Source organism: Cryobacterium sp. TMT3-29-2, from assembly GCF_004564305.1.
In the GTDB taxonomy this organism is placed as follows: domain Bacteria; phylum Actinomycetota; class Actinomycetes; order Actinomycetales; family Microbacteriaceae; genus Cryobacterium; species Cryobacterium sinapicolor.
This window is the reverse complement of record NZ_SOGK01000132.1, coordinates 1-10,878: the sequence shown is the minus strand read 5'-3', so window position 1 is coordinate 10,878 and position 10,878 is coordinate 1. Positions and strand designations below refer to the sequence as shown.

The following is a 10,878-nucleotide window of genomic DNA, read 5'->3' as shown; positions in this document are numbered from 1 at the left end:
GTGGCCGGTCGGTCGGCGTCGAGGAAACGGATCAGCGTCTGGTGGGAGCGCTCGTTCTTGCCCTGTGTGGTGGGCTTGCCCGGCAACCCACTGATCGGCATGGTTCCTTGACGGCGCTCACTGAAATTCCCCAGTTCTGCTCACCGAAATTCCCCACCCCGGGTCGCTTCCGCTCATAGAAGCGGGCCTTCCTCGATGCTGATGGTCTTCGACCACGCACCAGCTCGAGAAAGGCCCTACTCCTATGCTTTCAGAGGAGGACGACGTGGACATCCACGCGCTCAAACGGCAAGGGATGACGATCAGTGAGATCGCCCGCCGCACCGATCACGACCGCAAGACCATCCGCGCTTATCTGGCCGGCCAGCGCACCCCCGGAGTGCGTCAACGCGCAGCCCCGGACCCGTTCGACGCGTTCCTCGACTACGTCGCCGCCCGGCTGAAGGAGGACCCGCATCTCTGGGCGGCGACGCTGCTGGACGAGCTCGTCCCGCTGGGCTTCGAAGGGTCGTATCAGACTCTCACCCGCCAGATCCGGGACCGGAGCTTGCGCCCGGCCTGCACCGCCTGCGCGCACGTGACCAAGCGGCCCAACGCGATCATCGAGCACCCGCCCGGCGAGGAGACCCAGTTCGACTGGGTCGAGCTGCCCGACGCACCAGCCGACTGGGCGTTCCCGACCAAACGCGCCTACGTGCTCGTCGGTTCGCTCGCGCACTCGGGGGTTTGGCGGGCGGTGATCTCCCCGTCGATGGACCTGCCCCACCTGCTCGCGGCGATGACGGTCCTGCTGGGCCTGCTCGGCGGGGTGACGAAGACCTGGCGGTTCGACCGGATGAGCACCGTGCTGAAGGCCGGGACGAGTGATCTGACGCCGATGTTCGCCGCGTTCTCCAAGCACCACGCCGTCACCGTCGTCGCCTGCCGGCCCCGGTCGGGCAACCGCAAGGGCGTGGTCGAGAAGAACAACCACACCGCCGCGCAGCGTTGGTGGCGCAACCTCCCCGACGACGTCACCCTCGAGCAAGCGCAGCAACGCCTGACCGCCTTCGCGACTGGCCAAGACGGTCGGCGCCGTGAGGGCCGCGACGGCTCCACGACGGCCGCTGTCATGTTCGCCGCGGAACGGCTCCGACCGTTGCCGCCGACGCTGTTCCCGGTCGTCGTGACCGAGCAACGCACCGCAACCCGGCAGGCACTGATCGATTGGCGCGGCAACCGCTATTCGGTCCCGCCAGAACTGGCTGCATCCCGCGTCGTCGTCCACCAACGCCTCGGCGCGACGACCATCGACATCGCAACGGTCTCTGGCGTTGTCCTCGCCCGGCACACCGTTGCGGAGGCTGGCCTCGGGGTCACGATCCGCGACAGCGGACACATCACCGCCCTCGAGACCATCGCGATGGCCGCAGCACCTCCCGGCCGGCCACACCGGAAGAAGGAACGAATCCCGCCGGGCACCGCGGCCCGCCGCGCCGCGATGGCACTGACCGGCGCCACCGAACCCACCACCGTGATCAGTTTGGCCGCCTACGAGACGGCCGCGAAGAACAGGAACACCCTCCGATGAACACCCCACTCACCACCGCCACCACCACCACACCCGTGACCACGGCGACGCCGGCGAGCGTCTATCAGCAGCTGCGCGGCCACCTCACCGAGCTCAAACTCGCCGACGCCGCCGACGCGCTGCCGAGCGTCCTGGACCAGGCCCAAGCCGAGGGCTGGAGCCTCACCCACACCCTCGAGCGGCTGCTGGCCATCGAGGTCACCGCGACCGACGCCCGCCGTCTCTCGGGGAGGTTCCGCTTCGCGAACCTCCCCACCGGCGCCACCCTGGACGACTTCGACCTCGACGCCGCCTCCGGCATCGACCGGTCCCTGCTCGCCGAGCTCGGCACCTGCCGCTACCTCGAGACCGCGACCAACGTGCTCCTGATCGGCCCGCCCGGAGTCGGCAAAACCCACATCGCCACCGGCCTCGGCCACGCCGCGGTGACCGCCGGATACCGCACCTACTTCACCTCCGCCGCCGACCTCGCCGCGCGCTGCCACCGCGCCGCGATCGAGGGCAAGTGGGGCACGATGATGCGGTTCTTCGCCGGCCCGACGCTGCTCGTCATCGACTTATGCCGACTCCGCGATTATGCCGATGTTGCCGAGGCGACCGCCGAATCCGTCCTTGCTTCATTGGCTTTGAGCCACTTGCGGCTCTTTTGATGTCGGCATAATCACAGACCTTCCAGGAAGGCGAGGAGGCTGTCGGCGGGGCGATATCGGCCGGGCTGAGAATCCACGGGCGTTGTTTTCGCCAGGGCGCGTTCCTTGATCGTCATGTCGGCGTGAATGTAGGGATCTGTGGACCGGGTATCGGCGTGGCCGAGCCAGAGCGCGATCACCGTGGTGTCCACTCCCGCGTGCAGGAGCGTCATCGCGGTGGTGTGCCGCAGCGTATGCGGCGAGACTTTCTTCGACCGCAGCGTTCCAGAGGTCAGGGCGGCTGTGCGGTGGTGGACGGTCAACCGGTGCTCGATCGCGTCGCGGCTGAGGCGCCGTCCGGTGCGGGTGCAAAACAGCGCAGCGGTGGGAAGGCCGGCCCGTTCAGCTAACCAAAGCCGAATGGTTTCTGCGGTCGCGGTCGTGAGCGGGATGGCTCGGTCCTTGCGTCCTTTCCCTCGGCAGCGGACGTTCCCGCCGGTGCCGAGGCTGACATCTGCGCAGTTCAGCCCGGTCAACTCCGAGACGCGGAGTCCGGTCTGGATGCAGAGCATCAGCCAGGCGTGGTCGCGGCGGCCTTCCCAACCATCACGGTCCGGCGCGGCCAGCAATGCATCGACTTCCTCCGCTGTGAGATAGGAGACGGTCGCTTTGTCGAAGCGTTTGGGCGGAATGGCCAAGACTCGGCTGATAACGTCGGCGTGTTCAGGATGGTGCAACGCGGCGTAGCGGAACAAGGATCGCAGCGCGCCCAAACGAGCGTTTCTCGTTCGGGCGGTGTTGTGCCGGTCGGTTTGCAGATGATCGAGGAACGCGCTGATGCTGGTGTGGTCCAGATCCGTCCAGTCCAACTGGGACGGAGCTTTCCCCGTGTTTTCCTGCAGGTAGGTGAACAACAGCCGCAGGGTGTCCCGGTAGGCGGCGATGGTATGGCTGCTGGCCTGGCGTTGTTTGGCAAGGCGGTCAGTGAAGAACATCTGGACTGTCGCAGTGATCGCGGTCATGACCTCACCTGCCAGTCGCCGGTGTCGAGTCGTCCCGCGGCCAAAGCCAGCAGTTCAGGTGCGGCAGAGAGATACCAGTAGGTGAAGCGGGGCTCGCGATGCCCGAGATAAGTGGAGAGGTAAGGCAGGCGGGCATGAACATCTGCGCCGGTGCGATACCAGTTGATCAAGGTGGTGATCGCGAACGTGTGGCGCAGATCGTGGAGGCGGGGACCGCGGGCAGCTCCGACGCCGATCCCCGCCGCCGAACACAGGGTGTGGAAGATCTTCTGGACAACGGGATAGAGCAGCCGTTTCCCCGTCACGGTGACGAAGAAACTTGGAGTGGTGGGCGACGGTAGGTGCTTGTCCCGCTGGGCGGCGTAGGCGTGCAACGCAGCAACGGTGCTGGGTCGCAGCGGCACGATGCGGGTTTTGGCGAATTTTGATTCCCGGATCAGGAGTACTCCGGTTGTTAGGTCGACGTCAGCGCCGTCGAGTCGGATTGCTTCCCCGATGCGCAGCCCCGTCACCGTCAGCAGCCCGATCAGGGTGGCATAGGTCGCTGAGGGAAGCCGTGCGTCCAAGGTGCCGGTCGCCTGCGCGGTGAGGGCGGCGATGTCCGCGGTCGTGAAGATGAAGGGTGGGCTCCAGCGCTGGCGGGAAGGGAACAGGCCGATCGGTGGGACCTCCGTCGCCGGGTCAATGCCGGAGAGGTAGCGGGCGAAGCCCCGGACGGCCGTCATTCTGCGGGGCCAGACCGTGCTGCCGGGCTCGGCTGGTGCGAGCTCGACCCACGTGATCGCGTGGCTGACTGTCACCGTGGGATGCCCGTTCTGTGCCATCCATGCCACGAACCGGGGAAGGAGTCGGGCCGCGTCATCCAAGTTGTAGCCCAAACTGTGGCGAAGCTGAAAGTAGTCGTCCAGGGACTCAGTGAGCGTCTTCATCAGTTCTGGCCCGGCCAGTCTTGGGCGATCTCCCGAAGCGACCCGATATCGACCTTCGCGTAAATGGCGGTCGTGGCCAAGTCGCGGTGCCGCAGCACCTGGCTGATGTCTCTCAAGGGAGTTCCGTGTGCCAGCATGTTTGTTGCCAAAGCGTGGCGAAGCCGGTGCGCCCTTCCTTCCGGGCAGTGTGCGCGGCGTCCGGCCCGACGGACAACATCGCCGACCAAATCCGCTCGGATGGGTTTTCGTGGGGCCCGTTCAGTGATGAATACCTCCCGGCAGGGTGAGGCCGGCCGGTCCTGCTGGAGGTAGTTGGCTAGTGCCTGCCCGACGTCAACGGGCAGCGGCATCACGTCCCGGCGGCGTGCTTTGCCGCGGACCGTGATCTCCCCAACTCGCCAATCGATATCGTCCAGCCGTAGCCGGGCGACTTCGATGCAACGCAATCCCAGCCGAGCAAGCAGCAGCAGGATCGCCAAGTCGCGGCGGCCGGTGCTCGTGCTGCCGTCGCAGCTCGCCACCATCGCCTCCACCTGCTCGACGCTCAATACCACTGGCAGATGCGCATCACGCCAGCCCGCGACCGAGGGAACACAGCGGGTCAGGTCCCAGCTGGTCCGCTCGGTTATGTAGAGGTAGCACAGCAGAGAACGCATCTCCGCGACCCGGCCGCGCGCCGACCCCAAGCTCACCCGCCTGCTTTCGGCGAGGATGAAAGCCGACACCTCGACGCCCGACAGCGTGGCGGTGTCGAGGAGCTTTCCTTCGGGCCGGCCGATTTGCAGGAACCGGCGTGCCAACTTTTCGTAACGGAGCACTGTCGTGTCAGCGAGGTCTTTTTCGTCGACCAACCACTGCCGGTAGTCGGCGAGGACACGCTCCAGCGCAGAGACGGGCGCAACCGGTGCCGGAGCCACGATCCCTCCCTCCCGCAGCAGGCCGATCATCACTGTGAAGCACCGCAGGTAATACTTTTGAGTGAAGCCCGCTGTGGCGCGCGCCTCCATGAAGGCCGGGATACGAGACTCGTCAAAGTCCGCAGCCGACAGCTGCTCCACAACGAGCCAGCGGCCGACGTCCCCGACTATTTTCAACATGCCCCGACGCGTGCCCGGCGTGTAGCCGGCCGCGGTCAGTTTCGAATCCAGCCCCGCGATATAGGGCGCCATCGCGCCCGGCTTTCTGCGTGTTCCTGACATTTCTTCGTCCCCAAGCTGGAAGCACGATGCCTCCTCGGGAACATCCTGAAACAGCGGTGCCATTATGCCGAGAATAATCGGCTCATCCAGCGGCAAACGGTAGGACTACCAGCACAATTCCGGAAGCCTCCTCGGCAACATCGGCATAATCGCGGAGTCGGCATAAGTCAACGATCAGCAGGCTGTAACGGCGCAGCCTGATAAGTTCGGCGGCGAGTTTGCCCCGTGAGTGGGCTTCTTGGAGTCGGCTCACCCAGCCCGTCGCGGTGTCGAAGAGGACCCGGTGGCCGGCTTTGGCGGCCTTGATTCCGATCCCGACGGCGGGGTGTGTTTTCCCGGTTCCGGGAGGTCCGAGTAGGACGACGTTCTTCGCTTCGGTGAGGAACACGCTCGTGCCCAGGTGCGCGATCAGGTTCCGGTCTGCGGAGGGCTGGTGGTCGAAGTTGAAGTCCTCGAGGGTCTTGTGACCGGGGAACCGGGCGGCCTTGATTCGGAGCGCTGCCCCTGAGGCTTCGCGTTCGGAGACCTCCTTGGAGAGCACTGCGGCGAGGTATTCCTCGTGGGACCAGCCCGCGTCCCGGCCTGGTCACCCAGGCGCCGGAAGGCTTCACTGATCCGTGGCGCCCGCAGCGCGCGGGCGTAGTACTCGATCTGTGAGGCCGCTTCTGAGCCGGTCATGACGCGACCGCCAACACGGTCGGCGCGGCGTCGATGTCAACGCTGAAGAGCTCGTCGTAGCGGGCCAGTGAGGCCATCTCGACGACGGCCGAGACCGCGGGCCGGCGGGCGCGTTGGGCTTGGAACTGGGCGCGCAGCTCGGCCGCGCGGAGGACGTGTGCCGGGTCGGTGACGGTCAGTTGCCGAGCCCACTTCCGGCGATGCTCGGCGATGAGGACCCCGTCGTGGTGGACGGTCACGCGTTCCAGGCTCGCGGCCACGTCAACAACCCGGCCGATCATCGCCGGGTCGACGGAGTAGTCGTTGCTGAACGCTCGAACGTAGTAATCCCGTGGGAGCCGGACGCTGTTGCGGAACATCACCTCCGGCGCCATCGGTGGCAGTCCCCGCATGGCCGCCCGGTCGATGCGGACCAGGTCTCCTGGTCGCCCGCGTCGCGACCGGGAGAGACGGTTGTTCGCGATGGGTAGCCAGCCGGCCAGCTGCTGGTTGAAGTCGTCGGGAGAGGTGAAGGCGCGACCAGACATGAAGCGGCTGCGGAAGAAGCGATTCATCCGCTCGACCATGCCCTTGGACTCGGGGTCGCGGGCCTTGAGGAGCTTGATCTGCGTGCCGAGAGTACCGGCGAACGCGGCGGCCGGCTCGGTGAGTTTCCCGCGCCCGATGCCGGTCTCGTTGTCCCAGGTCAGCCGGGCGGGAACGGCCTCCGCCTCCTGCAGCAACGACCACATCCCGCCCAGCAGATCCGGCGTCGTCCGCGAGGGCAACATGCGGGCCTGGATGAATCCGGAGAACGTGGACGTCATCACCAATACCGGCGGCGCAGCAACCTGGTCATGGCCCAGCGGCAGGTCTTCGTGCGGGAACCAGAGATCACATTGGATCTGGAACCCGGGCGGGTGCACCAGCCGATCCGCGGGATCAGGCACCGCATACTCCGGCCGCAACTCGGCGATCTTGGCCCGGAACAGCGACGGAGACCCCGACCAGCCCACCCGCTCAGCGGCGGTCGCGGCCGGCATCGTGGGCGTTGCCGCGAGCAACACCCGTAACTGGCCGGCGAACGCGTCGAAACTCGACCCCGTCGGCTCACGCTGATACGTCGGCGACCGATCCACCGCCAGCGCCCGATCCACCGTTCCCCGGGACACTCCTACCAGCCGGGCTATCTCGCGCTTCGAATGCTTCCCCGTCGAATGCAGGTGGCGAATCTCTGCCCAATCATCCAATTTGATCACCTTCCATGATGGTTGGTGGCCCTATTTTCAGTTGGCGTTTCTGGCCCTGTTTTCAGTTGGCGTTAACACGACCAGACGACGACGGCATCAACGGCTCGATCCGAGCCCACTCGCTGTCAGACAACACGGCAGTACGAGACATGCGTTAATTCTGCCGAAAACCCTCACGAGGCTTTAGGAGACACGCCCTAGGAGTCACTGCCCACAGCGACCGCGACCTACACCTCGCGAACGGCTGCGGGACTTCGCCTGACAAAACCCAGCCTCGGAGCCTTGTTCTTCGTTTGGCTGCAGAGAATTAGCAAGGGCAATGCAATAAACGCGAAGTATGAAACCGCAGATGCCATGACAAACGTGTGCACATTGCCGGTTGCTAGGCTCACGACTTTCGCTACAATCAACAAAATCGCGCCGGCGACGAAGACCCAGGTTTGACTCCGGATCTGATCGACAGCGTTCAAGTAATTTGTCGAGATCAAGACACTAGCCGTACTCACCATGAGCAATAAGAAGTAGAACAGGTCAGCGAGATTTGGATCTACACGGCCACCACTGAGGTAGCTGTACAACGGGCCGCGCACCACTATGATAAGCAAACTCCCCAGCGCAGCCAGGCCGACGCTAGCGAGTGTTACCGCAAAAAAGAGCCGATGCAGGCGAGCGGTGTTTGCGTGAGTGCGCAGCCGCCGAAAGACGGGCCAGAGGGCCAGCGCGTATATTGATACGGCCATGGGTAACAGATCAAAAGGCCGCTTAGCCACGTTGAAATACACTAGGTCGTTCGGGCTGCCAAAGGTGTTCACGAGATAGGGATCTAGGGCCGAAATGAACAGATAGCAGACCTGCATCACGAGAAACCATTTGCCGACGCTAAAAGTATGGCGGTTCTGTCTAACCGCCTGCGCAACAGTTGGCATCTTGCCTACTCGTGCCATGCCGTGCGACTTCAAGAAGAGGAAAGCATTTAGCCAGCTAAAGATTGAGACCGGCAGCATGTACGAAACTATGAGGAGGTAGAGGTTGGGTGCCCATACGAGAACGGCCAACGAGAGCCCTAGCCCGACTGTCTTCCCCACCCCCTCCCAGAGGACAGCGTGTGACGCCTTCTCTTGAGATAGTTGAATCCGCTGCACGACAGAAGCCGGCACGGCCGACAGAAAACAGAATAGACCAAGCCCGAGCGATACAAATACTGTCACCTCGTCACCTTGCTGGCCGCTCGACATCGCGTACACGGCTGCGACAATTACGCCTGCCAGGAGCCACGTTAACGCGACGATGCTGAGCAGTTTGATGAGGCCTCGAATGCGAGTTTCATGAGTTTGAAGGCCTATACCCTTTGCGTGGTCAGCCCCAAATTCGTTGACGACGCTGTTGCCGATGCCGAGGTCGGGAGATACGACTAGTCCCGAAACATAAGTGGCAAGCAGCCAGTAGGCGAATTGTGTGACACCCATCTGGCTCAACCCCACCGGAGTAATGAGCAACATGCCGAAAGCTGCAACAGTCCGTGGGAAGAGGGACGCTGCTCCGTAGCGGATTACGCTATGCGCTGCAATCCTGCGCCACGCAGTGACGCCCTTGGTTCCAAAGCCCACCGGCCTACACCGCCGCGGTGGAGGGGCCACCCATGAAGCCCGACATATCCGACACGATGTCGTGCCAGTCGTACTCGCCCGCGATGAAACTGCGAGCGAGTGAAGCTTTCTCCGCGAACGATTCGTCAGACTTCTCTGCGAGTAGCAGGGCATCCCTAACGCTTTCCGCGCTCACCTCGGTAACAATTAGGGCGTACCTGGACAAGATTGCGGACGGCAACACCGCAGTGGTAGCGACCGGCACTCCCGACCCTAAAAGTTCGATGAGCTTTGAAGGGAAAGCGTTTACGGACACGGGGTGGTCGAGAACCCGCAAGTTAAATGCAAGATTAGATCGGAGGACAGCCGCGTCTACTTCCGCTTTGACAGAGACGCCGTGGTATAAAATAGCCTCGTCCCGCTCGGCATATAGCTCAACCGTTTGTCGAAGCCCGCCGGTGCCGTACAGGTGAAGAACTACACGTCGAGTTGATTCCTCATTGCTATTTCGCAGAATCACGCCGTCCATCATCTGCTGGATCCCGTTGTAGACCTCCAGTGCTCCAGCATAAATGACACGAAATTCCTCGGATTTCGGGAGTGCCCACGGCTTGGCCTGCTCTGGATCAAAACCTATGCGGGTCCTGAATATGCTCTTATTCATCCTCGCAAATATATTTTCGGCAGTCTTAGTCACCACGAACAACCCGTTTAGGGGGCGCAATAAGAGTCTCCCTAGGCCAAAGTACGCATTCGCTAGCGTTCGCTTAGTTGGAGCGAACTGTTCGGTGGCGCCGACGTGGGTGTCAAACACGACTGTGTAGGCACGAGCCCCCAGCGCTCGGGAGAAAAGCAACGGCAGAACCGTTAGCGGATCGTATCCAAACGAGATCACTTGAACGCCTTGGGGCTTCTCGCGAAGTAACCTTCTCGTCAGATTCCAAGCTGACGTAAGCCCACGGGGCTTAGACCCCAGAGCAACGAGCTTCAAGTCCTGGCGTCGTGCGTCACTTACTGCAACCAATGAAATTATGGTTGTTGAATGGATTTCGGAGAAGGCAAGTGCAAGTTGCAGCTCATACGACTGGCTTGACGTCGTCACATCGTCCATCGACAAGGACGTCAATGTCGCAGATACGATGATGGTGCGAGTCATTGGGTCCCTATAATTCAAATGCTGGAAAACTTCCTCCCATCCGAGGGAAGTGGGTTTCGCTGCTCCTTGCGTAGTTTTGAGTATCGCAGTAGAAGTCGGAGGAGTGAAATTCGACTGAGTGAGGCCTGACGGTGACCTTGGTCTTCGATTCAGCCGTGCACCGGCCTCGCGTGTGGCCCATCTCAGGGGCGCTGAAATGGCCCGAGGTGTGTGCGTGACGGTTGAAAAGTAGGCCAGTAGTTGGGTTGAGGCTGAGTCGCCGGAACTCGGTGGACGCCCCCGGGCGTGGACGCGGGGTTACGCGGCTTCAACGAAGACCACGTACTAGTTTAAATCTTGCAGCTCGATGTCGACGGGGCTGACCTGGCCGCGGGGCGCGTGCCGGCGGCGCCGGTTGTGTGCGGTCTACGATTCACGCGCCGACCTGCCGGGATGTCCTTGTTCTTGCTGGGGCAGCCGCAGCGTTGGTAAAACTCGATCTTGAGTTTGGCGAATAGGCGACCCGCCGTCGCGTTCTCTCAGGGGCCCCAATGCACCTATCGACCGGGTAATGCGGTGCTGGTTCGCGATGGTGGTGATCTGCGCTGACGCGTGTTGGGTGCCGCGATCCGAGTTAAGCCGAATTCGGCTTAACTCGGATTATGCCGAGGATGACGCTAAACCGAGGAACCGTGCCGATCCCAGTTTTTTACTGGGGACAACGTTGGTTTTGTCGGCTTAGCGTTATCGACTGGCGAGTAGCGCTTGATGGTAGCGCCAGTCCATGCAGGTGTGTGTTATCTCGTGACATCGTGGACACTAAATCTCATCACTTCGCGGACGTTGAGTCTCATGGCTTCGTGCACGGCTACCGCCCTGGCTCACCGAGCACTGCGGGGAG

Annotated in this window: 9 protein-coding genes; 2 read left to right on the top strand and 7 right to left on the bottom strand. The window is 62.9% G+C overall.

The genetic code is table 11. The annotated features are described in order from the left end of the window. Nucleotides 1–244: 244 nt before the first annotated feature. On the top strand, nt 245–1,570 hold the full coding sequence (gene istA / locus E3O67_RS15305; RefSeq protein WP_135103083.1) for an IS21 family transposase: 1,326 nt from the start codon (nt 245–247) through the stop codon (nt 1,568–1,570). Continuing rightward, on the top strand, nt 1,567–2,220 hold the full coding sequence (locus E3O67_RS15300) for an ATP-binding protein (RefSeq protein ID WP_135103082.1): 654 nt from the start codon (nt 1,567–1,569) through the stop codon (nt 2,218–2,220). The genes istA and E3O67_RS15300 overlap by 4 nt, the downstream gene beginning before the upstream one ends. A gap of 11 nt (nt 2,221–2,231) precedes the next feature. Here the strand turns inward: E3O67_RS15300 and E3O67_RS15295 are convergent, their stop codons facing one another. From E3O67_RS15295 to E3O67_RS15265, 7 genes are all read right to left on the bottom strand, one after another. Then, nucleotides 2,232–3,221: a tyrosine-type recombinase/integrase gene (locus tag E3O67_RS15295; RefSeq protein WP_135103081.1), complete on the bottom strand. Its 990-nt coding sequence runs from the start codon at nt 3,219–3,221 to the stop codon at nt 2,232–2,234. Continuing rightward, complete coding sequence (locus E3O67_RS15290; RefSeq protein WP_135103080.1) at nt 3,218–4,150, bottom strand: tyrosine-type recombinase/integrase; 933 nt, start codon at nt 4,148–4,150, stop codon at nt 3,218–3,220. The genes E3O67_RS15295 and E3O67_RS15290 overlap by 4 nt, the downstream gene beginning before the upstream one ends. Further along, nucleotides 4,150–5,445 carry a tyrosine-type recombinase/integrase gene (locus E3O67_RS15285; RefSeq protein ID WP_198418990.1) on the bottom strand — a complete coding sequence of 432 codons (1,296 nt, stop codon included), beginning with the start codon at nt 5,443–5,445 and terminating at the stop codon, nt 4,150–4,152. Before E3O67_RS15285 ends, E3O67_RS15290 begins: the two co-directional genes overlap by 1 nt. Further along, the gene (locus E3O67_RS15280) at nt 5,432–5,890 is read right to left on the bottom strand and encodes an ATP-binding protein (protein WP_241982230.1); all 459 of its coding nucleotides are present in this window, start codon (nt 5,888–5,890) and stop codon (nt 5,432–5,434) included. The genes E3O67_RS15285 and E3O67_RS15280 overlap by 14 nt, the downstream gene beginning before the upstream one ends. A 133-nt stretch (nt 5,891–6,023) precedes the next feature. Then, entirely contained in the window at nt 6,024–7,265 is a 1,242-nt protein-coding gene (locus E3O67_RS15275) for a helix-turn-helix domain-containing protein (protein WP_135103079.1), read from the bottom strand. Nucleotides 7,266–7,483: 218 nt separating this feature from the next. Then, the gene (locus E3O67_RS15270; protein ID WP_135103078.1) at nt 7,484–8,755 is read right to left on the bottom strand and encodes a lipopolysaccharide biosynthesis protein; all 1,272 of its coding nucleotides are present in this window, start codon (nt 8,753–8,755) and stop codon (nt 7,484–7,486) included. Nucleotides 8,756–8,867: 112 nt separating this feature from the next. Continuing rightward, entirely contained in the window at nt 8,868–9,998 is a 1,131-nt protein-coding gene (locus E3O67_RS15265; protein ID WP_135103077.1) for a glycosyltransferase, read from the bottom strand. Between the last annotated feature and the right edge of the window lie 880 nt (nt 9,999–10,878).

Bases quoted from the DNA above. Each gene is read 5' to 3' on its own strand.
- istA (WP_135103083.1), top strand. From the start codon at position 245: ATGCTTTCAGAGGAGGACGACGTGGACATCCACGCGCTCAAACGGCAA.
- E3O67_RS15300 (WP_135103082.1), top strand. From the start codon at position 1,567: ATGAACACCCCACTCACCACCGCCACCACCACCACACCCGTGACCACG.
- E3O67_RS15295 (WP_135103081.1), bottom strand. From the start codon at position 3,221: ATGACCGCGATCACTGCGACAGTCCAGATGTTCTTCACTGACCGCCTT.
- E3O67_RS15290 (WP_135103080.1), bottom strand. From the start codon at position 4,150: ATGAAGACGCTCACTGAGTCCCTGGACGACTACTTTCAGCTTCGCCAC.
- E3O67_RS15270 (WP_135103078.1), bottom strand. From the start codon at position 8,755: ATGTTGCTCATTACTCCGGTGGGGTTGAGCCAGATGGGTGTCACACAA.
- E3O67_RS15265 (WP_135103077.1), bottom strand. From the start codon at position 9,998: ATGACTCGCACCATCATCGTATCTGCGACATTGACGTCCTTGTCGATG.